Consider the following 25968-nt stretch of genomic DNA (forward strand, 5'->3'; position numbering starts at 1 on the left):
GACTGCCATGAAGTGGCAGCCTTTAAGAACCGATAAATTTAATAACAGTTGCAATGATGAAAAGTGTTGCGAAAAAACCAAATGAGACGATAAATCCTACCCCTGAATCAATAGCGTCATTGCGTTTACTTTGAACGTTTTGTTCAAAATCATTCATTTAGAATCCCTCCCCAACATTCCACTTTAGTATAAAATATTGTCAGAAAAAAATCTACAATTTCCATATGAAGAGAAAATGAGCTTTTTTGCTACTTTTAGATCATGAAGTAACGTGAGTTTTTTGTTTCCAAGCATGTTAACAGTTGGCACTTATACTCGAATTTTTATTGTGAATAATAAAGGGAAGGTGATTACCGCACACCAATAAGAAACCCGGGGCTTATTGCGTGGCGTTTAATATAAATAAAGGGACGGGTTATAAAGCCTGTTCCTTTGTACTTGTAAAACAAAAGCTAGGGCATTAGTATAAATATATATTGCCAAGTTAGGGAGTAGGAAAAAGTATGAGTGATATACATAAAAAAATTAAAAAGAAACAGTTTGCTTCGTTATATTTACTATATGGAACGGAAGCTTTTTTTATAAATGAAACGATAAAGCTTATTACGACAGAAGCACTTGAAGAAGAAGATAGAGAGTTTAATGTTGTGACATACGATTTGGAAGAAGCATATTTAGAAGATGTGGTTGAGGATGCGCGTACGCTTCCTTTCTTTGGAGAACGGAAAGTACTGTTAATAAAATCACCGCTATTTCTGACTTCGCAAAAAGAAAAGTTAGAGCAAAATATAAAAATTTTAGAAGAATACATTGGTGAACCTTCTCCATTTTCTATTCTTGTTTTTGTTGCGCCTTACGAAAAACTTGATGAGCGAAAAAAAATTACAAAACTATTAAAGAAAACAGCAGATGTAGTAGAAGCGAATGCGATGCAAGTGCAGGATGTTCAGAAGTGGATTATTGCTCGTGCAGATGAAGTGCATGTGCACATTGATAACGCGGCTGTTAGTTTGTTGCTAGAGCTTGTGGGAAGTAATGTAACGATGTTGGCGAAGGAAATGGACAAGTTAACGTTATACGTTGGTATGGGCGGAGAGATTACGACGAAACTTGTTGCAGAGCTTGTGCCAAAATCAGTTGAGCAAAATGTATTTGCTTTGACAGAAAAAGTGGTGAAAAAAGATATTGCAGGTGCAATGCAAATTTTGGATGGATTATTTACGCAGCAGGAAGAGCCGATTAAATTGCTTGCGTTATTAGTGAGTCAATTCCGTTTGTTGTATCAAGTGAAAGAGTTACAGCAACGTGGTTATGGGCAAAATCAAATTGCATCTCATATTGGTGTACATCCGTATCGTGTAAAATTGGCGATGAATCAAACGAAATTTTTCTCTTTTGAAGAATTAAAAAAAGTGATTATAGAATTAGCAGAAGCTGATTATAGTATGAAGACGGGAAAGATGGATAAGAAACTTGTGCTCGAGTTTTTCTTAATGCGATTAAATTATATGTGATGACACAAAAAAAGTTCATGTACCTAGTGCATGAACTTTTTTTGTATATAAAAAAACGATCCAAATGGATCGTTTTTTAAACGCCTTACGCGTTTACTTGTTTCGCTAAGCGAGATTTTTGACGAGATGCAGCGTTTTGGTGGATAAGACCTTTACGAGCTGCTTTGTCAAGTTTTTTAGAAGCAGTTTTGAAAGCTTCTTTAGCATTTTCAAGATCGTTATTAGTAACTAAAGCTTCTACAGTTTTAACAGCAGAACGCATGTCAGACTTGATAGAAGCGTTATGTGCACGACGCTCTTCGCTAAGTTTAGCGCGTTTGATAGCAGATTTGATGTTTGCCATACTTTTCACCTCCCTGGTGCAATCGAATGACTCGATTCTTACATAGAACAAGTGATATTCTATCAAACGGTGAAGAGAATTGCAATAGTATATCCATGAAATTTCACGTAAAGGAAAGAATGACCTTATATAACTTTGGGAAATCTAACGATATTTACTATGAATTACGGAGGAGATACGATGAAAGAACCATTGGATTTAAGTAAATATAGCGTTAGAACTGACCTTGCTGTAGAAGCTCATCAAATGTTGCAAGAAAGCCAAGAAGAACAAAAAGGGATACAGGGGGTAATTGTAAAAGAGAGGGAAGAAGAAGGTACTATAATTACAAAAGTAACAATTGATGAAGCTGCCTCTGAAGCGATGGGTAAAAAACCTGGAAATTATTTAACGCTTGAAGTACAAGGTATACGTCAGCAAGATACAGAACTTCAACAAAAAGTGGAGCGTATTTTTGCAAAAGAATTTTCTTATTTCTTAGAAGAGGTTGGTGTTACCAAAGAAGCGAGCTGTTTAATTGTAGGCCTTGGGAATTGGAATGTAACACCGGATGCTCTTGGGCCAATAGTTGTAGAAAATGTATTAGTAACGAGACATTTGTTTCAATTGCAGCCTGAAAGTGTAGAAGAAGGATTCAGGCCTGTTAGTGCAATTCGGCCGGGGGTAATGGGGATTACAGGCATCGAAACGAGCGATGTTATTTATGGGATTATTGAGAAGACAAATCCAGACTTTGTAATTGCGATTGACGCATTAGCTGCCCGTTCTATTGAACGAGTAAATAGCACGATACAAATTTCTGATACTGGAATCCATCCTGGATCAGGGGTTGGGAATAAACGTAAGGAACTAAGTAAAGAGACATTAGGTATCCCTGTTATCGCAATTGGTGTTCCGACTGTGGTCGATGCCGTTTCGATTACAAGTGATACGATTGATTTTATTTTGAAACATTTTGGTCGAGAGATGAAAGAAGGAAACAAACCTTCAAGATCTTTGTTACCAGCGGGATTTTCATTTGGAGAAAAGAAAAAATTAACAGAAGAAGATATGCCAGATGAAAAGAGCCGAAATATGTTTTTAGGTGCTGTTGGTACGTTAGAAGAAGAAGAAAAAAGAAGGTTGATTTATGAAGTGCTATCGCCTCTTGGTCATAACTTAATGGTGACCCCAAAAGAAGTAGATACTTTTATTGAGGATATGGCGAATGTAATAGCGAGTGGTTTAAATGCAGCGCTGCATCATCAAATTGATCAAGATAATACGGGAGCGTATACACATTGAGGGAGAAAGATGATAATAGTTTGAGTCGTTTTGCGCTTTTGTGTATATGTAGTGTAGCTTTATGTTTACTTATGATGATAGCAGGAGTGTCACTTGCTAATCATGGTTTGAAAAGTATGAAAGGTTATCGGCAATTGTCGTATGAACAAATAGCTCATATGACAGGGACAGAGAGTACAGGTGCTGAATCAGAAATTTTGGGTAGTTCGTTTTCAGCTTCAGAAAAACAACAACAATTAGAACGTTTAAGAAGTTTTAATGTTGTAGAAGGAATTGGGATGGCGGTAGCAAGTGTAGCTTATGAAATGACGAAGTTCGGAACGGATATAGTTGTTGGGAAAATAAAGGGGATTTTTAGCTAAGAGTAGCATTGGAGATGGTTGTTTTACTGATTTGTAAGACAACCGTTTTAAAATTTGAAAAGGGTTTGTCTCTTATGGTTTATTCGCATAAGATATAGATAGAATGATTTGTATCGTAAGCAGCACGAGTTTTCATTGAATCTTTGTTGCTCTATTGATATAATCAGTGCTAGTGTATATTGGCGAGACTATTAGGAGTTGAGAACATAGATGAACAAAGAAGAAAGAGCAAAAAGACAGTCCAAAATTCGTAATTTCTCTATTATTGCTCATATTGACCACGGAAAATCAACGTTAGCAGACCGTATTTTAGAGAAAACAAATGCGTTAACACAACGCGAAATGAAAGCTCAGTTGCTTGACTCTATGGATTTAGAGCGTGAGCGTGGTATTACAATCAAATTAAACGCAGTTCAATTAAACTATAAAGCAAAAGATGGTGAAGAGTATATTCTTCATTTAATTGATACACCAGGACACGTCGACTTTACGTACGAAGTATCTCGTAGTTTAGCGGCTTGTGAAGGCGCGATTCTTGTAGTAGATGCAGCGCAAGGTATTGAAGCTCAAACGTTAGCGAACGTATACTTAGCGCTCGATAACAACTTAGAAATTTTACCAGTTATCAATAAAATCGACTTACCAAGTGCGGATCCAGAACGTGTACGTCAAGAGGTAGAAGATGTAATTGGTTTAGATGCATCAGAAGCGGTACTTGCTTCTGCGAAAGCTGGAATTGGTATTGAAGAAATTTTAGAACAAATTGTTGAAAAAGTACCAGCTCCGGCAGGTGATTCAGAAGAGCCGTTACAATGTATGATTTTCGACTCTTTATATGATCCGTACCGTGGTGTAATTGCTTATATCCGTGTTGTAAATGGAACGGTAAAAGTTGGCGATAAAGTACGTATGATGGCAACGGGTAAAGAATTTGAAGTAACAGAAGTAGGTGTATTTACACCGAAAACTACGCAACGTGACGAGTTAACAGTAGGTGATGTAGGTTTCTTAGCAGCATCTATTAAAAACGTAGGTGATACACGTGTTGGTGATACGATTACACATGCGAAACGTCCAGCTGCAGAGGCGCTACCAGGTTACCGTAAATTAAACCCGATGGTATTCTGTGGGCTGTATCCAATTGATTCTGCTCGTTATAACGATTTACGTGATGCGTTAGAAAAATTAGAGTTAAACGATTCTGCTCTTGAGTTTGAACCAGAAACATCTCAAGCGTTAGGATTTGGTTTCCGTTGTGGATTCTTAGGACTTCTTCACATGGAAATCATTCAAGAACGTATTGAACGTGAATTTAAGATTGACTTAATTACAACAGCGCCAAGCGTTATTTATAAAGTTTATTTAACAAACGGTGAAGATGTTATTGTTGATAATCCATCTAATATGCCAGATCCACAGTCTATCGATCGTGTAGAAGAGCCGTTTGTGAAGGCTTCAATTATGGTTCCGAATGACTATGTTGGAGCTGTAATGGAAATTTGCCAAGGTAAACGTGGAACGTTTATTGATATGCAATATTTAGATGAAACGCGTGTTACATTAACATATGAAATCCCGTTATCAGAAATCGTATATGACTTCTTCGATCAATTGAAATCAAATACGAAAGGGTATGCATCATTTGACTACGAGTTAATTGGTTATAAACCATCTAAACTTGTGAAAATGGATATTCTTTTAAATAATGAACAAGTGGATGCTTTATCATTTATCGTACACCGTGATTCAGCGTATGACCGTGGTAAAGTAATTGTAGAGAAATTAAAAGAATTAATTCCGAGACAACAGTTCGAAGTACCAATTCAGGCGACTATCGGAAATAAAGTTGTAGCACGTTCTACAATTAAGGCGATGCGTAAAAACGTACTTGCAAAATGTTACGGCGGTGACATTTCTCGTAAGCGTAAACTTCTTGATAAGCAAAAAGAAGGTAAAAAACGTATGAAGTCTGTTGGTTCTGTAGAAGTGCCACAAGAGGCATTCATGGCTGTACTGAAAATGGATGACAACTAATATTTGAAATAAAAAAGAAGTCGTTTGTGCGGCTTCTTTTTTCTGTATAATTACTTTTTAGACATCTGAGCAGCTCTCATTTACAATAATGAGAGAGCTTTTTAGTTCATATAGAGTTAGGAGATTGTTAATGTCCGAAAATATTCGAAAAGATATTCAAGATAAAATACAAAATGGCAATTTTAATTGTGAAAAGGAATTGACGCTTTCTATTATTAGTGGAAAGTGGAAAGTTGTGATACTGTGGCATCTTGGTGTGGAAGGGCCTCATCGTTTTAGTGAATTACAACGGTTATTCCCAAGCATTTCTCATAAAGTTTTGTCGAACCAATTAAAAGAGTTAATGGAAGATGGGATTGTTGATCGAACAGTATATCCCGAAATTCCTCCTCGTGTTGAGTATTATATGACGGAACTAGGCATGTCACTTTTACCGATCGTTGAAATGATGTATGATTGGGGAAAAATGCGAATGGAACAAATTCGTAATACGTTAGAGAAGTAGAGAATCCTCCGGAGTGCGGAGGTTTTCTTTTTAGAAAGGTAGGAGTTATATTTGGTACAAGCTGCATATATTCATATTCCGTTTTGTCAGCACATTTGTCACTATTGTGATTTTAATAAAGTGTTTATTGAACGCCAACCGGTTGATCAATATTTAGATTATTTAGAGAAGGAAATAATAAATACGGTTCAAAAAGTTCCGTTTGATAGTATGAAAACGATTTTTGTGGGCGGTGGAACTCCGACAGCGTTAAATATGGAACAGACAAAAAAATTACTCGAGATTATTAATCGTCATTTGCGTCCGTTTGCTCCGAATTGTGAATTGACATTTGAAGCAAATCCAGGAGATCTACCGAAAGAGAAGTTGAATGTACTACTAGAAGGTGGAGTGAATCGAATTAGTTTTGGTGTGCAAACGTTCCGTGATGAACTGCTTGAGAAAATCGGGCGCAAGCATACGAGGGAAGATGCATTCCTAGCAATTCGAGAAGCTCAGGAAGTAGGCTTTAAAAATATTAATGTAGATATTATTTATGCTTTGCCAGGACAAACGATAGAAGATGTGAAGGAAACATTAGACATTGCTTTTACGCTTGGTGTACAACATTTCTCGGCATATTCATTAATTGTGGAACCTAAAACAGTGTTTTATAACTTAATGAATAAAGGGAAATTGCGTCTTCCGGGTGAAGACCATGAAGCTAAAATGTATGAAATGGTAATGGATGAAATGGAGAAACACGGTTATAACCAGTATGAAATTAGTAATTTCTCAAAAGGTGACAATAAAAGTAGACATAATCTCACATACTGGAATAATGAAGAGTATTATGGCTTTGGAGCTGGAGCTCATAGTTATGTGAATGGGGAACGTATTCAAAATGTAGGTCCGCTGAAGCAATATTTTAATAAAATTGATGAAACAGGATTTCCGTATTTAGATGTTCATAAGGTGACGGAGAAAGAAAGAATGGAAGAAGAACTGTTCTTAGGACTTCGAAAAACAAAAGGTGTTTCTAAAACAGCATTCCGCAATAAATTTAATGTGGAGATGGATCAAGTTTTCGCGAAGCAGTTACAAAGCAATCAAGAACAAGGATTACTTGAAGAGGAAAATGGACATGTGCGTTTAACGCGAAAAGGAAAATTATTAGGGAATGAAGTATTCCAATCATTTTTGATTGACTAATTAAATGTTCCATAGGCGTGAAAAAGTTTCATTATTTCGTGACGTTTCCGTTGACAATTGAATGTCAATTTTGGTAAGTTATTAATAGATTTAGCACTCAAAGACAAAGAGTGCTAACAGAGGTGATGATGAGATGCTTACGGAACGTCAGCTCTTAATTTTACAAACAATTATTGATGACTTTATTGGATCAGCGCAGCCTGTTGGGTCTAGAACGTTGGCTAAAAAAGATGAAATTACATTTAGTTCAGCTACTATTCGAAATGAAATGGCGGACTTAGAAGAATTAGGTTTTATTGAAAAAACGCACAGTTCTTCTGGACGTGTTCCTTCTGAGAAAGGCTACCGATTTTATGTAGACCATCTTTTAGCGCCGCAAAACTTACCGAACGCTGAAATTGTACAAATTAAAGATTTATTTGCTGAAAGAATTTTTGAAGCGGAAAAAATTGCACAGCAATCTGCTCAAATTTTATCAGAACTTACGAATTATACGGCCATTGTTCTTGGACCGAAGTTAAGTACAAATAAACTTAAAAATGTACAAATTGTGCCGCTTGATCGTCAAACTGCAGTCGCTATTATTGTAACTGATACAGGGCATGTACAAAGTAAAACGATTACCGTTCCGGAATCTGTTGATTTATCAGATTTAGAAAAAATGGTTAATGTTTTAAATGAAAAGCTATCTGGCGTACCGATGGAAGAACTTCATAATAAAATCTTTAAGGAAATTGTTACAGTTTTACGTGGGTATGTTCATAATTACGATAGTGCAATAAAAATGTTAGATGGTACATTTCAAGTTCCGTTATCGGAAAAGATATACTTTGGAGGAAAAGCAAATATGCTTTCGCAGCCAGAGTTCCATGACATTCAAAAGGTTAGATCTTTGCTTACCATGATTGATAATGAAGCCGAATTTTATGACATTTTGCGTCATAAACAAGTCGGGATTCAAGTGAAAATTGGTAGGGAAAACACTTCGACGGCTATGGAGGATTGCAGTTTAATTTCTGCAACATATTCGATCGGCGAAGAGCAACTTGGAACAATTGCTATTTTAGGTCCTACGAGAATGCAATATTCTCGTGTAATTAGTTTGTTACAGTTATTTACGAGACAATTTACTGATGGACTTAAAAAGTAAATGAGAGTAATACATTCGCTCAAGTGATGAAATTTTCATTGCTGTGTGTAATATATAATGCTTAGGTAATCATGCTATGCATGATACCTAATACCTTTTAAGGAGGTGAATATTGTGGAAGAGCGTAACGAACAAGTGGTAGAAGAAGTAAAAGAAGCGCAAGTTGAAGAAGCTGTCACGCCAGAAAACAGTGAAGAAACTGTAGAAGAAAAAAGTGAGGCTGCTCTTTTACAAGAAAAAGTAGATGAGTTACAAGCGAAACTAACGGAAACGGAAGGTCGCACATTACGTCTACAAGCTGATTTTGAAAATTATAAGCGCCGTGTCCAAATGGATAAACAGGCTGCTGAAAAATATAGAGCACAAAGTCTAGTTTCAGACATCTTGCCAGCTCTTGATAATTTTGAAAGAGCAATGCAAGTGGAAGCGACTGATGAGCAAACGAAATCCTTGTTACAAGGTATGGAAATGGTGCATCGTCAATTGTTAGAAGCGCTGACTAAAGAAGGTGTGGAAGTGATTGAAGCTGTTGGTAAACAGTTTGATCCTAATGAACACCAAGCTATTATGCAAGTGGAAGATAGTGAATTTGAATCAAACGCGGTTGTGGAAGAATTCCAAAAAGGTTATAAATTAAAAGACCGTGTGATTCGCCCATCAATGGTAAAAGTAAATCAATAATTTACATAAAACTAGGAGGATTCGCCATGAGTAAAATTATCGGTATTGACTTAGGTACAACAAACTCTTGTGTAGCTGTTATGGAAGGTGGAGAACCAAAGGTTATCCCAAATCCAGAAGGAAACCGTACAACACCTTCTGTTGTAGCTTTCAAAAATGAAGAACGTCAAGTTGGGGAAGTTGCAAAGCGCCAAGCAATTACAAACCCAAATACAATCATGTCTGTTAAACGTCATATGGGTACAGACTACAAAGTAGAAGTTGAAGGTAAAGATTATACACCTCAAGAAATTTCTGCAATCATTTTACAAAACTTAAAAGCTTCTGCTGAAGCATACTTAGGTGAAACAGTAACGAAAGCTGTTATTACAGTACCTGCATACTTCAACGATGCAGAGCGTCAAGCAACGAAAGATGCTGGTCGTATCGCTGGTTTAGAAGTTGAGCGTATCATTAACGAGCCAACAGCAGCAGCACTTGCTTACGGTTTAGAAAAACAAGACGAAGAACAAAAAATCTTAGTATATGACTTAGGTGGCGGTACATTTGATGTATCTATCCTTGAGTTAGCAGACGGCACATTCGAAGTTATTTCAACTGCTGGTGACAACCGTCTTGGTGGCGATGACTTTGACCAAGTTATCATCGATCACTTAGTAGCTGAGTTCAAAAAAGAAAATAACATTGATTTAAGCCAAGATAAAATGGCGCTTCAACGCTTGAAAGATGCAGCTGAAAAAGCGAAAAAAGATCTTTCTGGTGTAACACAAACTCAAATTTCATTACCATTCATTAGTGCTGGAGCTGCTGGTCCATTACACTTAGAATTAACGTTAACAAGAGCGAAATTCGAAGAGCTTTCAGCAGGTCTTGTTGAAAGAACATTAGAGCCAACTCGTCGTGCATTAAAAGACGCTGGTTTTGCTCCAAGCGAATTAGATAAAGTTATTCTTGTTGGTGGATCTACTCGTATCCCAGCTGTACAAGAAGCTATTAAACGTGAAACTGGTAAAGAGCCATATAAAGGTGTAAACCCTGATGAAGTTGTAGCATTAGGTGCTGCAGTTCAAGGTGGCGTACTTACTGGTGATGTAGAAGGCGTTCTATTATTAGACGTAACTCCACTTTCTTTAGGTATTGAAACTATGGGTGGCGTGTTCACGAAATTAATCGAGCGTAACACTACAATTCCAACAAGTAAGTCACAAGTATTCTCGACAGCTGCTGATAATCAACCAGCAGTAGACATTCACGTATTACAAGGTGAGCGTCCAATGTCAGCTGACAACAAAACGTTAGGTCGTTTCCAATTAACTGACCTTCCACCAGCACCACGTGGTATTCCACAAATCGAAGTAACATTCGATATTGATGCGAACGGTATCGTTAACGTACGTGCGAAAGACTTAGGAACAAGCAAAGAGCAAGCTATTACAATCCAATCTTCTTCAGGTCTTTCTGATGAAGAAGTAGAACGTATGGTACAAGAAGCGGAAGCAAATGCTGACGCTGACCAAAAACGTAAGGAAGAAGTTGAACTTCGTAACGAAGCTGACCAACTTGTATTCCAAACAGACAAAGTTGTAAAAGATTTAGAAGGTAAAGTAGATGCAGCTGAAGTTGCAAAAGCAACAGAAGCGAAAGAAGCATTACAAGCTGCAATTGAGAAAAACGAGCTTGAAGAAATTCGTGCGAAAAAAGATGCTTTACAAGAAATCGTACAACAATTAACTGTTAAATTATACGAGCAAGCTCAAGCAGCTGCTGGCCAAGCAGAAGGTGCGCAAGGTGCACAAGACGCTGGCACGAAGAAAGACAATGTAGTTGACGCTGAGTTTGAAGAAGTAAAAGAAGACAAGTAATTCAACTGTAAACATAATAAGTAAGATGACAAAAAGTCAAAGTCAAGCGTGCCTTGACTTTGGCTTTTTTCACGAATGAGAAGCGATGTGTGAGGATCTTAAGTTTTTCGCTTTGCATACTGTAAGTGAGGAAACTTTGTTGCAAAGCACTTTCTTTCGGTGTTAAAATTACGTTTATGTGAAAGATTCGGGGGTTGTAAATTTATGAGTAAACGAGACTATTATGAGGTCCTTGGACTTAGCAAGGGCGCTTCAACAGATGAAATAAAAAAAGCGTATCGTCGTTTGGCTAAAAAATACCATCCAGACGTAAGCAAAGAAGAAAATGCAATTGAAAAGTTTAAAGAAGTACAAGAAGCATACGAAGTGTTAAGTGATGATCAAAAGCGTGCGCAGTACGATCAATTTGGTCATGCTGGTGCAAATCAAGGATTCGGTGGATTTGGCGGCGGAGGAGACTTCGGCGGTGGCTTCGGTTTTGAAGATATATTTAGTTCTTTCTTTGGCGGCGGCGGCGGCAGACGTCGTGATCCAAATGCTCCGCGCCAAGGTGCTGACTTACAATATCAAGTCACTTTAGATTTTGAAGAAGCTATTTTTGGTAAGGAATTAAATGTGGAAATTCCAGTAGAAGATCCATGTGATACTTGTAAAGGTAGTGGAGCAAAACCAGGAACTTCAAAAGAAACATGTAAACATTGTTCAGGCTCTGGTCAAGTGAGTGTAGAACAAAACACACCGTTTGGTCGTATCGTAAACCGTCAAGCTTGTGGTCATTGTTCAGGAACTGGACAAATTATTAAAGAAAAATGTACGACATGTCACGGTTCAGGTAAAGTTCGTAAGCGTAAAAAAATCAATGTTAAAATTCCAGCGGGTATCGATAATGGTCAACAAATTCGTGTGTCTGGAAAAGGTGAAGCCGGCGTAAATGGCGGACCAGCAGGAGACTTATATGTTGTCGTTCATGTAAGAAATCATGAATTCTTCGAGCGTGAAGGAGATCACATTATTTGCGAAATGCCATTAACATTTGCGCAAATGGCGCTTGGTGATGAAGTGGAAGTTCCTACTGTTCATGGTAAAGTGAAGCTGAAAATTCCAGCAGGAACACAAACTGGAACAGAATTCCGCTTAAAAGGAAAAGGTGCTCCGAACGTACGTGGATACGGCCAAGGAGATCAATATGTAGTCGTTCGTGTTGTTGTACCGACGAAATTGACTTCACAGCAAAAAGATTTATTACGTGAATTTGCAGGACAAGAAGAGCAGGATGATAGTTTATTCGGAAAGCTTAAACGTGCTTTCAAAGGGGAATAATGGAAATAAAAAATGGAGTTGGTAAATTGTGAAATGGTCAGAAATTAGTATTCATACAACAGAAGAAGCAGTAGAAGCTGTCTCTCATATTTTACATGAAGCTGGTGCTAGCGGAGTTGCGATTGAGGATCCAGCGGAGTTAACGAAAGAGCGCGAGCAACAATATGGTGAAATTTATGCATTGAATCCAGATGAATATCCCGCGGAAGGTGTATTAATAAAAGCATATTTCCCGCAAACGGATTCTTTACATGAAACGATTGCAGGTGTAAAATCATCTATTGATGTGCTTCCATCTTACGACATTGAAATTGGTACTGGAAATATTACCGTTAACGAAGTCAATGAAGAAGATTGGGCTACTGCTTGGAAAAAATATTACCATCCAGTACAAATTTCTGATACATTCACAATCGTACCGACGTGGGAAGAATATACACCATCTTCTCCTGATGAAAAAATCATTGAATTAGACCCAGGTATGGCGTTTGGTACAGGAACTCATCCAACAACAACGATGTGTATTCGTGCTTTAGAAAAAACAGTACAGCCAGGTGACACTATCATTGATGTAGGAACAGGTTCTGGTGTGCTTAGTATTGCAGCGGCAAAATTAGGTGCGTCTTCTGTTCAAGCATATGATTTAGATCCGGTTGCAGTTGAAAGTGCAGAAATGAATGTGCGTTTAAATAAAACAGATGATATCGTGTCTGTTGGGCAAAATAGTCTTTTAGAAGGTATTGAAGGTCCTGTTGATTTAATCGTAGCTAACTTATTAGCAGAAATTATTCTTTTATTCCCTGAAGATGCAGCGAGAGTTGTGAAGTCAGGTGGATTATTTATTACATCGGGCATTATTGCTGCGAAGGAAAAAGTAATTTCTGAGGCGTTAGAACAAGCTGGATTTACAATTGAAGAAGTGTTACGAATGGAAGATTGGGTAGCAATTATTGCACGAAATGCGTAATATAGATTTTAGTCTATAATGAAAAGGGGAGTCTCTCACTATAAGGTGAGGGACTTGCCGTTTGTTATATGAAAAATGATAATGTTTCGTTCTTTTCGTAAGTGTTGACTTACGAAAGGAACGAAACTCTACTAAGGTGATTATATGCAACGTTATTTTGTAGAAGAAAAACATGTAAGTGAAGCAAAAATTCGCATTGTAGGTGATGATGTACATCACATTGCGAGAGTAATGCGTATGACAGCTGGCGATCAAATTTATTGCTGTGTAAACGGAAAAACAGCAGTATGTTCAATTGATGAAATTACCAGTGAATTTATTAATACGGCTATTGTAGAATGGGTAGAGGCGTCAAGTGAACTTCCTGTTTTCGTGACGATTGCAAGTGGACTGCCAAAAGGAGACAAGCTAGAGTTGATTTTTCAAAAAGGAACTGAGCTTGGGGCAGCTGCATTCTTACCATTTCAAGCATCTCGCTCTATCGTAAAATGGGATGCGAAAAAAGCTGATAAAAAAGTTGAGCGTTTAAGAAAAATTGTGAAAGAAGCTGCGGAACAATCACATAGAAGTGAAATTCCGGAAGTACATGCTCCGGCATCATTTAAGCAACTGCTTACAATGAGTGGTGAGTATGATGTTTGTCTTGTTGCTTACGAAGAGGAAGCGAAACAAGGCGAGAAATCTAATTTTGCGAAAGCTTTAACGACAATGAAACCAGGTCAAAAGCTATTGATTGTATTTGGCCCAGAAGGCGGTTTAGCTGAGGAAGAGATTACAGCGCTTCGTGAACATAAATTTGTACCATGTAGTTTAGGACCAAGAATTTTAAGAACAGAAACGGCGCCGTTATACGCGTTAAGTGCTGCTTCGTATCATTTTGAATTGATGGGGTGATGATCAATGTCAACTGTTGCGTTCCATACGTTAGGTTGTAAAGTAAACCACTATGAAACAGAAGCCATTTGGCAATTGTTTAAACAAGGTGGTTATGAAAGAACAGAATATGAAAAGAAAGCTGATGTATATGTTATTAACACATGTACAGTAACGAATACTGGGGACAAAAAAAGCCGTCAAGTAATCAGACGTGCTGTGCGTCAAAATCCAGATGCAGTTATTTGCGTAACGGGATGTTATGCACAAACATCTCCAGCTGAAATTATGGCGATTCCAGGTGTAGATATTGTAGTTGGTACACAGGATCGTGAAAAGATGTTAGGTTACATCGAAGAATTCCGTAAAGAGCGTCAACCAATTAATGCTGTCCGCAATATTATGAAAACACGTGTGTACGAAGAACTTGATGTACCTTATTTCACGGATCGTACACGTGCGTCTTTAAAAATACAAGAGGGTTGCAATAACTTCTGTACATTCTGTATCATTCCTTGGGCGCGTGGTTTAATGCGTTCTCGTGATGGAAAAGAGGTTATTAAACAAGCACAACAATTAGTGGATGCAGGCTATAAAGAAATCGTATTAACGGGTATTCATACAGGTGGATACGGCGAAGATATAAAAGATTATAACTTAGCTGGATTACTTCGTGATATGGAAGCGGAAGTAGGCGGATTAAAACGTCTTCGTATTTCTTCTATTGAAGCGAGTCAAATTTCAGATGAAGTAATTGAAGTGTTAGATAAATCTGAAGTAGTTGTACGTCACTTGCATATTCCGTTGCAATCTGGTTCTAATACTGTATTAAAACGTATGCGTCGTAAATATACGATGGAATTCTTCCAAGAGCGTTTAGATCGTTTGAAAGAAGCGTTACCAGGCCTTGCGATTACATCTGACGTAATCGTTGGTTTCCCAGGTGAAACAGAAGAAGAATTCATGGAAACATACAATTTCATTAAAGAGAACCGCTTCTCTGAGTTACACGTGTTCCCTTATTCAAAACGTACAGGAACACCTGCAGCACGCATGGAAGATCAAGTTCCTGAAGATGTGAAGAACGATCGTGTTCATCGTTTAATTGAGCTATCTAATCAATTAGCGAAAGAATATGCATCAGCGTTTGAAGGTGAAGTGCTTGAAATCATTCCAGAGGAGCAATTTAAAGACGGCGACCGTGAAGGGTTATATGTAGGGTATACAGATAACTACTTGAAAATTGTATTTGAAGGATCAGAAGAATTAATTGGTAAGCTAGTGAAAGTGAAAATTACGAAAGCTGGCTATCCATATAACGAAGCGCAATTTGTTCGTGTTCTTGAAGATGATGTGAAAAAAGAATCAGCAAGCGCATAAAAAAGAGCGTGCAACCGGAAACGGTTTGCATGCTTTCTTTATTTGAAGCGGTTAAGTACTAGAAGGTGGGGAGGCGTTTCGTGCATCCCTGTATGAAAAAAGTTGAAATGATAAAAATATAGTTATCTTCATGAAAGAAGGATACTAGCTATTTGTATAACTTTTGAAAAGGAAATGCTTCTATTCTTCTTTTATTCTGCCAAATAGTTGACCTGAAGTGATAAAATGTATTATAATCGTAAAAGACATGCTGAAGAAGTGTTTCTTTTTGCATGCTGAAGTTAGTATGTAAGTGTGATGTTTCGGAGGGAGGGAAAGAGAATGTCAAAAACAGTCGTTCGTAAAAACGAGTCTTTGGAGGATGCACTTCGCCGTTTTAAAAGATCGGTTTCTAAAACTGGTACACTTGCTGAAGCAAGAAAGCGCGAGTTTTATGAAAAACCAAGTGTAAAACGTAAGAAGAAATCTGAAGCGGCAAGAAAGCGTAAATTCTAAGAGAGGGTGTAAGTTATGAGTCTTCTCGGTCGTTTAAACGATGATATGAAACAAGCGATGAAGAATAAACAAAAAGAAAAATTAACCGTTATTCGTATGGTTAAGGCTGCTTTACAAAATGAAGGTATTAAACTGCAACATACTCTTACTGAAGAAGAGGAAATAACAGTTTTAGCTCGTGAAGTAAAACAGTATAAGGACTCCCTCCTTGAATTTAAAAAAGCTGGTCGTGAAGACCTTGTTAATAAACTGCAAAGTGAAATTCAGATTTTAAGCGCATATTTGCCAGAGCAATTAACTGAAGAAGAACTAGTTGATGTAATCAAGCAAGTTATTTCTGAAGTTGGTGCGACTTCTAAAGCAGATATGGGTAAGGTGATGACTGCTGTTATGCCGAAAGTAAAAGGTAAAACAGACGGATCACTTGTGAATAAGCTGGTTATCCAGCTATTAGCATAAAAAAACGTCTCATTTCGTATGAGACGTTTTTTTATTGTTCTTATTAAGGAAAAACGCTATATTGCTTAAAAAGCGTTTCTGTAAGTGATAGAAACGTCTCTGGTATGTAAAAAAAGTAACGGCCTTAGTTATGATTAATCCCACCATAAAAAAAGCTTTTTCGTTTTCTTAATTTCTTCGACTAACTCCTCAATGCTTTCTGTTCCTTGTTCCACTATATCTGGACAAAATTCATACATTTCTTGCGCGAAAGATTGCATTTCTTCGTCTGTAGGTAACGCGCTAAAAATGGCATCAACCCAGTCATGATCTGCACCGATTATGATAAAAGGATAGCGATCATTCCATTTTCTTAGTTTAAAAATAACATCTATATTGCTAACTTCGTAATTAACGCCATTTGTTTGTTGGATTGTATGGATATCAAATTGGTCATTTCCTTGTGTAATTGCAATTCTACACTCACTCTTACTTCCTTGACTAAAACTTCTTTCGCAAATAAAAGCTAAGTATCCAAGTTTCTGAACCTCAGATTGAAGTTTTATAACTTGCTGTTCAGCAGAATCCTCAAAGGTAACGAAAGAGACTCCGGCTATTTTAGATTTTGACTCAGTTGCATAAAAGGGCTGGATGCTGCTGTTAGTAACTTGTTTTATAACATTCAAAATTTCTTGACTAAATCCAATTTCCTTTCGTATTTCCTCGCTTATTAATTCATTTTTTTGTTTTTTAATGAATCCTAATATTTTTTGAAATTCATATAACAACCACCTATAAAATATTCTTACTTACACCGCAAAATTCAGAGTGGAGCAATTTCCTTTTTCGGATTTTATCTCATTTGTCTAATGAATGACAACTACTTATTCTATGGTCAGTATGTCACGTCCAGAACGAATTGTAACAGGTTTTTTCAAGTTTCCAACTTCTTGCTAGGCTCAATTTCTTAATTTAACTTGTACTGATATCCCCTGAGGGCGCATATTCTTGTATTAATACTTCTATTATTATGGGTAACATTCTCTGATCCATCATTGTCCTGATAAATATGATTTCATATAGCGACTGTTTTAATTAACATGAGATGAACTCTTACAGAATATAGTTATGTTAGTGAAGTCGTTATAACACGATAGGCACTTGTGAAGAAATACATATATATGGGATGAGGAGGGGGTCTTTCGAGATGAAGAAATTAGAACAAATGAAAAATTGGTTAACAAAACAAGTAGACCTACCAGTGGATGTATTAATGGATCTGCCTCGGATTACTCTTGTTGGGCAAATACATATTTATATAGAAAATCATCGGGGGCTATTAGTGTTTTCAGATAAAGAAGTGCGATTGCTTTTAAAACATGGTCAATTACTAATTAAAGGACAATCCTTTGTTATTAAAACGATTCTTCCAGAAGAGCTTTTGCTCGAAGGGATAATTGAGCAAGTAACATTTTTAGAAAATGAAAAAAAAGGTGATTGAAGTGAAACTTCCATTTGTGAAGTTTTTCTTCTTTATCCTGTAAAAGTTTCGTTGATAGAGACCGATTACAGTTTTAATTTGTTTCATTTTAGTACGAGCTATTTTAATGCTTCAAATAAAAAGTAGTATATCTACTTTTAGAAAGGCAGTGAAGGTGGTAAATGAAAAATAAATGGTTTATAAAGTGGCTTGGATATGTAAAAGTGCGGATTGAAGGTAGAGGAGCGGAACGGTTTGTTAATGAATGTGTACGGAGGAATTTGTTAGTTTGGGATGTTAAGAAAATAGCTGATGAAACGTTAGTTTTTTGCATGTTGTTACGCGATGTGAAAAAAATAAAACCAATTTATAGAAAAAATGAATGTAAATTATATTTTATTGGACGTTATGGTTTTCCTTTTTGGAATAAGCGTTTAATTAAAAATAGTGGATTTTTAATTGGGTTTTTAATTTTCTTTTTTGGCGTGATTGCAATGTCAAATATGGTTTGGAAAATTGAAATTACAGGAGCAAAACCCGAAACAGAATATATATTGATGAAAGAATTGGATAAAATGGGTATTAAAAAAGGGAAACTACAATTTCAAATGCCGAATGTAGAAGATGTACAACGCCATTTGACAGATAATATTAATGCCATTACTTGGGCGGGACTAGAAGTAAGAGGAACGACGTATCATTTTAAAATTGTTGAAAAAAACGAACCAAAAAAAGAAAAGGAACAAAGGCCGCAAAATTTAGTAGCAAAAAAAGAAGCGATTATTACAAAAACGTTTGTAGAAGTTGGAAAGCCGGTTGTACTGAAGAATGATCATGTAGAAAAAGGGCAGATTCTCGTATCGGGAATATATGGTAATGAGGAAAGTCCGACGATTGTTTCAGCGAAAGGTATTGTGTATGGCGAAACGTGGTATACATCTAAGGTAGATGTTCCGCTAAAGACGCAATTCCAAGTGTATACTGGTAATGTATACAATGAACATTTTCTTAAATTCGGGGATACGAAAATAAAAATATGGGGATTTCAGCATGATAAGTATAAACGCTCTCGTACTGAAAGTGTAAAGCATGATGTGAAATTATTTGGTTTTACACTGCCGATTGCATATGAAAAAGATGTTGTGAGAGAAGAGGAAGAAGCGAATCGAGAATATACAGAAAAGCAAGCGCTGAAAGTAGCGAAGGAGATGGCCGAAAAAGAACTAAAGAAAAAATTGGATGAACATGCTATGATTGTAAGTGATAAGATTTTGAGTAAAGAGGTTGAGGCGGATCAACTAAAAGTCACATTGCATTATACTGTGGTTGAAAATATTGCAGAGCCACAACCAATATCCGAATCCGATATTCAAGGAGACTGAGTAATGGCAGAACAATTAGTAGAAATGAACCAACAATTGGAAAATACTAACGAAGCAATCGCTCTTTTTGGAGTCAATGATGCACATTTAAAAGTAATTGAACGAGAACTGAATGTATCGATCGTAACTAGAGGAGAAACTGTTCATGTATCTGGAGCAGTTGAAACGGTGACACTCGTAGAAAAAATCTTACAGCAATTACTTGTTGTAATTCGTAAAAGTATATCAATTTCAGAGAGAGATGTTGCGTATGCAATTCAGCTCGCGCAACAAGGGAAAATTGCTCAATTTGAAGAGTTATATGAAGAAGAAATTTTCAAGACTGCAAAAGGTAAATCCATTCGTGTAAAAACAATGGGGCAAAGAAGATATATTCATGCGATGAAGAAGAATGATATTGTCTTTGGGATAGGGCCTGCAGGAACTGGAAAAACATACTTAGCTGTAGTAATGGCTGTGAGAGCTTTAAAACAAGGATATGTAAAGAAAATTATTTTAACAAGACCTGCTGTAGAAGCTGGAGAAAATTTAGGTTTTTTACCAGGGGATTTGAAAGAGAAGGTAGATCCATACTTACGTCCATTATATGATGCCTTACATGATATTCTTGGACAAGAATATACGCAGCGTATGATGGAGCGGGGAGTAATTGAAATAGCTCCGCTTGCTTATATGAGGGGGCGTACGCTTGATGATTCATTTGTTATTTTAGATGAGGCTCAAAATACAACGGGTGCTCAAATAAAAATGTTTTTAACAAGATTAGGTTTTAGCTCTAAAATGGTTATTACAGGGGACCCTTCACAAGTAGACTTGCCAAAAGGGGTAAAATCAGGGCTATCTATAGCTGCTAATATTTTATCTGGTGTATCAGGTCTGTCATTTATTACATTAGAACAAACGGACGTTGTGAGACATCCATTGGTGCAACGTATTATTGAGGCATATGATAAAATGGAATGATCCTATTTGTCAGGATCATTTCTTTTTGTATGATAAGGTTGGCGAATGTCATATTTTTTACTATCATGAAAGATAAGGAAAATAAACTATAGGTACTGGTGTGTAAAATGTTGCCTCAAAGTATCGTTGGGTAGAAGAAATGAAAGCTATAAATAGTTTCACTTTATTTCTGGAGAGGAGAAGGTATTGAAATCATGTCAAGATCTCAAGAAATTTCTAAGTGGTTTCGTAATTTACAACATTCGAAAAAACTAAGTTGGATTTCTTACGTTGTGTTAGGAGCAGTGCTGTTTTTTGCGCTTATGAATAATGTAAAACCAGAACAATTAGATGTTAATATGTATTCTATTGCGAAAAAGACAATCCATTCTCCTATAAAAATTGAAGATAAAGTTACAACGGATAAAAAGAAAAAAGAAGCCGCTACAAAAGTTGAAGATCAATATACATATAAAAGTGAGTATAAACAAAACAAAGTTGATATTGTGAATGACGTCTTTGCTAAAGTGGATGAAGTGGTGCAAGAGATTAAAGCTGTTGGACCGGATGATCAAAAAAAGATGACTGATGCTGAGAAAGTGGATAAGTTAAAAAAGAAACTACCCGCTGACTTAACGAAAGAATTATCTGATTCAAACTTACTAAATTTGATTAATGCAGATTCGAGCCAATTAGCATTAGCGAAAGATGCTGCGGTCACAGCGATTAATAGTATCATGACTGAGCATATTAAAATGGACGAATTGAAAGATGCGAAAGAACGATATGTAAGTGAGATGAATAGTGTTAATGTTGATAATGGTTTAAAAGAGTCAATTAAGGCGCTAGGAAGATATGCAATTTCAGCGAACTATTTTTATGACCCGATCTTAACGAAAGAGAAGAGAAAAGCAGAGGAAGATTTAGTTCCACCTGTTTATATTCTTCAAGGACAAGTTCTTGTTAGAGAAGGTGAAACGATTTCAAGTGATGTGTATAATCAGTTGAAATTAGTTGGTTTGTTAGAAAAAGGGAACGGCTTTCAACCTTATGTTGGATTAGCGGTACTCATTGGTGTATTACTATACTTTATGCATAAACAATTTGAATTATTTTTAAAGAGAAAAAGAGAAGATAGACCGTATGTTTTAGCGTATATTACAATTTTGTCTATCACAATCGTCTTAATGAAAATCATTAGTTTGTTTCAAAAACTTGAATACGCAGGGATTGCATATGTTGTCCCAGTTGCGATGGGAACAATACTTGTAAAACTAATGATTGGTGATCGATTTGTCTTTTTAACGAGTATGATTTTTTCTGTATGCGGAAGTATTATGTTTAATGAAGGAGTAACGAGTACATTAAATTATAGTGTAGGGATTTACGTATTGTTAAGTTCATTATCGGTTAGTATTTTCTTGCGAGAAAAAAATCGTCGTACAATGATTTTACAAGCTGGTATACTCGTTTCTGTATTAAATGTAGTCGTATTAGCGGCGCTCTTATTATTACGTAATGGGAATTTTTCGCCTCTTGAAATTGGTACGCAATTATTAATGGCTTCACTTTCAGGGATTATATCATCCGTTTTGGCTATGGGGATTTTACCATATTTAGAAAGTGGACTTGGAATCGTATCAAGTATGAAGCTTATGGAACTATCAAGTCCAAATCATCCGCTTTTACGCAGAATTTTGTTAGAAGCGCCAGGGACATATCATCATAGTGTAATGGTAGCGAATCTTTCTGAGGCTGCTTGTGAAGCAGTTGGGGCAAATGGTGTATTAGCGCGTGTAGGGGCATATTATCATGATGTAGGAAAAACAGTACAACCGCAATTCTTTATTGAAAACCAAATGGGAATTAAAAACCCGCATGATAAATTAGATCCTGTAACGAGTAAAGATATTATAATTGCTCACGTAACGGATGGAGTAAGAATGCTCGAAGAATATCATATTCCACAAGAAATTATTGATATCGCTGGGCAACATCACGGTACAACGTTACTGAAATATTTTTATTATAAAGCTATTAAAGAAGATAAAGAAAAATATACAGAAGAGATGTTCCGTTATCCAGGTTCAAAAGCAACTTCGAAAGAATCGGCAATTGTTGGTATTGCTGATAGTGTAGAAGCTGCGGTACGTTCTATGAATCACCCAACGCCAGAACAAATTAATAATTTGGTGCAAAGTATTATTAAAGATCGACTGCAAGACGGTCAATTTAGTGAATGTGATTTGACGTTTAAGGAACTACAAATCGTTGGAAAAACGTTGTGTGAAACGTTAAATGGTATTTTCCATTCGCGTATTACATATCCGGAACCTCCGGAAGAAAAGGAGAAAGAATGAGTTTGTTAATTGATTTTATTGATGAAACAGAAGAAGTAAAAGAAGAGTATATGAGTTTAATTCGTGAAGTGTTAGAAAAAGCAGCTCAAATGGAAAATATCGAGGATGGTGCGGAGGTATCGGTGACATTTGTAGATAATGAGCGCATTAGAGAAATTAATCGTGATTACCGAGATAAAGATCAACCTACAGATGTAATATCCTTTGCCATGGAAGAGATGGGAGAAGGAGAAATGGAGATTGTTGGTGCAGAGATGCCGCGCATGTTAGGGGATCTTATTATCTCTATTCCAAGGGCGAAAGAGCAAGCTGAAGAGTACGGACATTCTTTCGATCGTGAACTTGGATTTTTGGCGTTACATGGCTTTTTACATTTACTTGGTTATGATCACATGACAGAAGAAGATGAAAAAGAAATGTTCGGAAGACAAAAAGAAATTTTAGAAGCTTTTGGATTAGGACGATGAAAAAAGGAAAACTTATAGATAGTTTTGGATATGCTATAGCTGGTATATTCTTTTGTTTTCGTCATGAACGAAATATGAAAATCCATTATTTAGCCGCAGTCATTGTTATATGCTGCGGCTTTTATTTCCATATTACGAAAATAGAGTGGATGATATTACTTATTGTAATAGGGAGTGTAATGAGTTTAGAGATGGTAAATACGGCTGTGGAAAAAACGGTAGATTTAGCGACTGCCGATATTCATCCGTTTGCAAAAATTGCAAAGGATGTTGCGGCAGGAGCGGTTTTATTGTTTGCAATTATAGCTGTTATAATTGGTGCTATTATCTTTTTACCGTATATGGTATAGTTGCATTCCGAAGCTTTTATTAAGCTTTGGAAGTGCTGTAAGGGCCTTTAATGAGAGAGTGTATCTCTTCATAGCTGTGAACAGGAAGGATGCGGGAATATGAATAGTAAACAATTAATTCTAGAAGCAATCGAAGCGCGTAAACAAGCGTACGTACCATATTCTAAATTTCAAGTAGGTGCAGCATTATTAACGCGCGGTGGAAAAGTATATCGTGGATGTAATGTTGAGAATGCATCATATGGCTTATGTAATTGTGCTGAAAGAACAGCTTTATTTAAGGCGGTTTCTGAAGGAGATAAAGAATTTGTAGCCATTGCGGTTGTAGCAGATACAAAGCGCCCAGTACCTCCTTGTGGAGCATGTCGACAAGTTATGGTAGAATTATGTAAACAGGATACGAAAGTATACTTATCAAACTTACATGGTGACGTTCAAGAGACGACAGTCGGAGAATTGTTACCAGGAGCATTTTTAGCGGAGGATTTACATGAATAGAAAAGGTTATAAATCAGGTTTTGTCTCTATTATTGGCAGACCGAATGTTGGAAAATCTACATTTTTAAACCGTATTATCGGCCAGAAAATTGCTATTATGAGTGATAAGCCACAAACGACTCGTAATAAAATTCAAGGTGTATATACAGAAAATGATGCACAAGTTATTTTCATTGATACACCAGGAATACATAAACCTAAACATAAATTAGGCGACTTCATGGTAAAGATGGCGCAAACGACATTAAAAGAAGTTGATATTGTTCTGTTTATGGTTAATGCAGTTGAAGGATTTGGTCGTGGTGAGGAATTCATCATTGAGAAATTAAAAGAAACGAAACAACCAGTATTTTTAGTCATTAATAAAATTGACCAACTTCATCCAGAGCAATTACTAGAGTTAATTGATCAATATCGTAAACTACATGAGTTTGCAGAGATTGTACCAATTTCTGCGTTAGACGGTAATAATGTGGACGCTTTAATTGGAACAATTAAAAAGTATTTACCAGAAGGACCACAATACTATCCAGAGAATCAAGTAACGGATCATCCGGAGAGATTTATTATTGCAGAGCTTATTCGTGAGAAAGTACTACATTTAACACGTGAAGAAGTGCCGCATTCTGTGGCTGTTGTTATCGATGCGATTCAAAAGCGTGAGGGCGGGGCAGTTTATATAAATGCAACGATTGTTGTTGAACGTGCATCACAAAAAGGAATCATCATCGGAAAACAAGGAAAAATGTTAAAAGAAGTTGGTAAGCGAGCTCGTTTTGATATTGAAGCGCTACTTGGTTCTAAAGTATTTTTAGAAGTATGGGTAAAAGTGCAAAAAGATTGGCGTAATAAAATGTCTCAGCTTCGTGACCTAGGTTTCCGCGAGGATGAGTACTAAAATAGAGTAAAGTTGTAATCAGTGGATGGTTGGTTCATCCACTGATTATTGGTTTTTATGAACTTTGATAAATTAGGAAAAATTTTTCTCACATGAAAATGGACAAAATGGGTCAATTTAATAACAACAAAGGAAATTGGTTTATAGGCTACGCTTATTGAGAAAGGTGGATTCTTATGCTAGATTTTACCTGGAAGTTTTTCTCCAAAACAGGAAGCATTGAAACGTACTTGCTTTTGAAAGAAATGGAAAAAGACGTAAACGATGAGATGGATCAACATGAAGAGGAGCTAGCGCATCTAGACTCTCCAATTTCTTGACCCGTTTTGTTCAAACCTTGGATGGTGACGAACATGTTTCAAAAAGTTGAGGGCATCGTTATCCGTACGACAGATTACGGAGAAACGAACAAGATTGTTACAATATTCTCAAGAGAACTTGGTAAGGTAAGTGCAATGGCAAGAGGGGCAAAAAAACCGAAAAGCCGATTAGCATCTGTGTCGCAATTAATGACACATGGCCATTTTCTTATTCAAATGGGATCTGGGCTTGGAACATTGCAACAAGGCGAGATTATTTCAACTATGAAAGAAATTCGCGAGGATATATTTTTAACTGCTTATGCATCATTTATTGTTGAGTTAACTGATAAAGCAACAGAAGATAAAAAACATAATCCGTATTTATTTGAAATGTTATATCAAACGTTGCATTATATGTGTGAGGGTGTTGATCCAGAAGTATTATCATTAATTTATCAAACGAAAATGCTTCCGGTATTAGGGATGCGCCCGTACTTTGATACATGTGCGATTTGTCATCAAGAAACAGACTTTGTCGCCTTCTCCGTAAGGGAAGGCGGTTTTCTGTGCTCACGTCATGCAGAGCAAGACCCATATCGTATACCGGTAGGAGAAGCTGTTCATAAATTATTACGTCTTTTCTTCCATTTCGATTTACATAGGCTCGGAAATGTATCGGTAAAGGATAGCACAAAAAAACAAATGCGTTTAGTATTGAATACATATTATGATGAATATTGCGGAATTTATTTGAAATCAAGACGTTTTTTAGAACAACTTGATAAGTTTCAAATATAATTTTGGGCCGTATACGGTCCTTTTTACATACTTTCTTTTTCGAATAGCATATTTAGTATATAATATTTAAGAGATAGTATAACTTTTTTCGT

28 protein-coding genes are annotated in these 25968 nt (G+C 36.6%); 25 read left to right on the top strand and 3 right to left on the bottom strand.

The window, feature by feature from the left end; translation table 11 throughout:
- Nucleotides 1–22 precede the first annotated feature (22 nt).
- On the bottom strand, nt 23–157 hold the full coding sequence (locus BUA87_RS15815; protein WP_000997609.1) for a YqzM family protein: 135 nt from the start codon (nt 155–157) through the stop codon (nt 23–25).
- A gap of 346 nt (nt 158–503) precedes the next feature.
- Here BUA87_RS15815 and holA point away from each other — a divergent pair, with 346 nt between their 5' ends.
- Nucleotides 504–1514 (top strand): DNA polymerase III subunit delta, encoded by a 1011-nt coding sequence (holA, locus tag BUA87_RS15820; protein WP_072940221.1) that lies wholly within the window; start codon nt 504–506, stop codon nt 1512–1514.
- 85 nt (nt 1515–1599) lie between these two features.
- Here holA and rpsT read toward each other — a convergent pair whose 3' ends face one another.
- Nucleotides 1600–1857, bottom strand: a complete 258-nt coding sequence (gene rpsT / locus BUA87_RS15825) for a 30S ribosomal protein S20 (RefSeq protein ID WP_001274012.1) — start codon at nt 1855–1857, stop codon at nt 1600–1602.
- A gap of 180 nt (nt 1858–2037) precedes the next feature.
- On the opposite strand from rpsT, the gene gpr reads away from it, so the two are divergent.
- The 14 genes from gpr (at nt 2038) to BUA87_RS15900 (ending at nt 16420) form a co-directional block, all read left to right on the top strand.
- Nucleotides 2038–3141: a GPR endopeptidase gene (gpr, locus tag BUA87_RS15830; RefSeq protein ID WP_000662644.1), complete on the top strand. Its 1104-nt coding sequence runs from the start codon at nt 2038–2040 to the stop codon at nt 3139–3141.
- Nucleotides 3138–3503: a YqxA family protein gene (locus BUA87_RS15835; RefSeq protein ID WP_001207094.1), complete on the top strand. Its 366-nt coding sequence runs from the start codon at nt 3138–3140 to the stop codon at nt 3501–3503. Before gpr ends, BUA87_RS15835 begins: the two co-directional genes overlap by 4 nt.
- Nucleotides 3504–3713: 210 nt before the next feature.
- Nucleotides 3714–5537 (top strand): elongation factor 4, encoded by a 1824-nt coding sequence (gene lepA / locus BUA87_RS15840; RefSeq protein ID WP_001030948.1) that lies wholly within the window; start codon nt 3714–3716, stop codon nt 5535–5537.
- A 130-nt stretch (nt 5538–5667) separates the two neighbouring features.
- Nucleotides 5668–6042 (top strand): winged helix-turn-helix transcriptional regulator, encoded by a 375-nt coding sequence (locus BUA87_RS15845; RefSeq protein ID WP_001293539.1) that lies wholly within the window; start codon nt 5668–5670, stop codon nt 6040–6042.
- Between the two features lie 51 nt (nt 6043–6093).
- Nucleotides 6094–7233, top strand: coding sequence for a radical SAM family heme chaperone HemW (gene hemW / locus BUA87_RS15850; protein WP_000249436.1), 1140 nt, complete (start codon nt 6094–6096; stop codon nt 7231–7233).
- A 133-nt stretch (nt 7234–7366) separates the two neighbouring features.
- Nucleotides 7367–8383, top strand: a complete 1017-nt coding sequence (hrcA, locus tag BUA87_RS15855; RefSeq protein ID WP_000954942.1) for a heat-inducible transcriptional repressor HrcA — start codon at nt 7367–7369, stop codon at nt 8381–8383.
- Nucleotides 8384–8497: 114 nt separating this feature from the next.
- On the top strand, nt 8498–9064 hold the full coding sequence (gene grpE / locus BUA87_RS15860) for a nucleotide exchange factor GrpE (protein ID WP_000392711.1): 567 nt from the start codon (nt 8498–8500) through the stop codon (nt 9062–9064).
- Nucleotides 9065–9090: 26 nt separating this feature from the next.
- A complete protein-coding gene (dnaK, locus tag BUA87_RS15865) occupies nt 9091–10926 on the top strand; it encodes a chaperone protein DnaK (protein WP_000034701.1) in 1836 nt (611 codons plus the stop codon).
- A gap of 204 nt (nt 10927–11130) precedes the next feature.
- Entirely contained in the window at nt 11131–12246 is a 1116-nt protein-coding gene (gene dnaJ / locus BUA87_RS15870) for a chaperone protein DnaJ (protein WP_000043947.1), read from the top strand.
- A gap of 28 nt (nt 12247–12274) precedes the next feature.
- Nucleotides 12275–13213: a 50S ribosomal protein L11 methyltransferase gene (gene prmA / locus BUA87_RS15875; RefSeq protein ID WP_000872103.1), complete on the top strand. Its 939-nt coding sequence runs from the start codon at nt 12275–12277 to the stop codon at nt 13211–13213.
- A gap of 144 nt (nt 13214–13357) precedes the next feature.
- A complete protein-coding gene (locus BUA87_RS15880) occupies nt 13358–14107 on the top strand; it encodes a 16S rRNA (uracil(1498)-N(3))-methyltransferase (RefSeq protein WP_001190142.1) in 750 nt (249 codons plus the stop codon).
- Nucleotides 14108–14113: 6 nt separating this feature from the next.
- Nucleotides 14114–15466: a tRNA (N(6)-L-threonylcarbamoyladenosine(37)-C(2))-methylthiotransferase MtaB gene (mtaB, locus tag BUA87_RS15885; protein WP_000108679.1), complete on the top strand. Its 1353-nt coding sequence runs from the start codon at nt 14114–14116 to the stop codon at nt 15464–15466.
- Nucleotides 15467–15787: 321 nt separating this feature from the next.
- Nucleotides 15788–15961 (top strand): 30S ribosomal protein S21, encoded by a 174-nt coding sequence (rpsU, locus tag BUA87_RS15895; protein WP_000048061.1) that lies wholly within the window; start codon nt 15788–15790, stop codon nt 15959–15961.
- A gap of 15 nt (nt 15962–15976) precedes the next feature.
- The gene (locus tag BUA87_RS15900) at nt 15977–16420 is read left to right on the top strand and encodes a GatB/YqeY domain-containing protein (protein WP_000054562.1); all 444 of its coding nucleotides are present in this window, start codon (nt 15977–15979) and stop codon (nt 16418–16420) included.
- Between the two features lie 134 nt (nt 16421–16554).
- Here BUA87_RS15900 and BUA87_RS15905 read toward each other — a convergent pair whose 3' ends face one another.
- On the bottom strand, nt 16555–17187 hold the full coding sequence (locus tag BUA87_RS15905; protein WP_016098973.1) for a DUF4253 domain-containing protein: 633 nt from the start codon (nt 17185–17187) through the stop codon (nt 16555–16557).
- A gap of 419 nt (nt 17188–17606) precedes the next feature.
- Between BUA87_RS15905 and yqfC the strand changes: the two genes are divergently transcribed.
- The 10 genes from yqfC to recO all read left to right on the top strand — a co-directional run bounded on the left by yqfC (nt 17607) and on the right by recO (nt 25876).
- Entirely contained in the window at nt 17607–17900 is a 294-nt protein-coding gene (gene yqfC / locus BUA87_RS15910; protein ID WP_000732269.1) for a sporulation protein YqfC, read from the top strand.
- A gap of 161 nt (nt 17901–18061) precedes the next feature.
- Nucleotides 18062–19261: a sporulation protein YqfD gene (gene yqfD / locus BUA87_RS15915; RefSeq protein ID WP_000792498.1), complete on the top strand. Its 1200-nt coding sequence runs from the start codon at nt 18062–18064 to the stop codon at nt 19259–19261.
- Between the two features lie 3 nt (nt 19262–19264).
- Nucleotides 19265–20224, top strand: coding sequence for a PhoH family protein (locus tag BUA87_RS15920; protein WP_000840520.1), 960 nt, complete (start codon nt 19265–19267; stop codon nt 20222–20224).
- A 194-nt stretch (nt 20225–20418) separates the two neighbouring features.
- Nucleotides 20419–22563: an HD family phosphohydrolase gene (locus BUA87_RS15925; protein ID WP_071713616.1), complete on the top strand. Its 2145-nt coding sequence runs from the start codon at nt 20419–20421 to the stop codon at nt 22561–22563.
- Nucleotides 22560–23030 carry an rRNA maturation RNase YbeY gene (ybeY, locus tag BUA87_RS15930; RefSeq protein WP_000054684.1) on the top strand — a complete coding sequence of 157 codons (471 nt, stop codon included), beginning with the start codon at nt 22560–22562 and terminating at the stop codon, nt 23028–23030. The genes BUA87_RS15925 and ybeY overlap by 4 nt, the downstream gene beginning before the upstream one ends.
- On the top strand, nt 23027–23380 hold the full coding sequence (locus BUA87_RS15935; RefSeq protein WP_000715464.1) for a diacylglycerol kinase family protein: 354 nt from the start codon (nt 23027–23029) through the stop codon (nt 23378–23380). The genes ybeY and BUA87_RS15935 overlap by 4 nt, the downstream gene beginning before the upstream one ends.
- A 99-nt stretch (nt 23381–23479) precedes the next feature.
- Nucleotides 23480–23878, top strand: coding sequence for a cytidine deaminase (locus BUA87_RS15940; RefSeq protein WP_001086285.1), 399 nt, complete (start codon nt 23480–23482; stop codon nt 23876–23878).
- A complete protein-coding gene (gene era, locus BUA87_RS15945; protein ID WP_001080230.1) occupies nt 23871–24776 on the top strand; it encodes a GTPase Era in 906 nt (301 codons plus the stop codon). The genes BUA87_RS15940 and era overlap by 8 nt, the downstream gene beginning before the upstream one ends.
- A 176-nt stretch (nt 24777–24952) precedes the next feature.
- Complete coding sequence (locus BUA87_RS15950; protein WP_000883924.1) at nt 24953–25096, top strand: YqzL family protein; 144 nt, start codon at nt 24953–24955, stop codon at nt 25094–25096.
- A gap of 33 nt (nt 25097–25129) precedes the next feature.
- On the top strand, nt 25130–25876 hold the full coding sequence (gene recO / locus BUA87_RS15955) for a DNA repair protein RecO (protein ID WP_000487009.1): 747 nt from the start codon (nt 25130–25132) through the stop codon (nt 25874–25876).
- Nucleotides 25877–25968 lie beyond the last annotated feature (92 nt).

It is taken from the genome of Bacillus sp. bc15 (assembly GCF_900142585.1).
In the GTDB taxonomy this organism is placed as follows: Bacteria; Bacillota; Bacilli; order Bacillales; family Bacillaceae_G; genus Bacillus_A; species Bacillus_A cereus.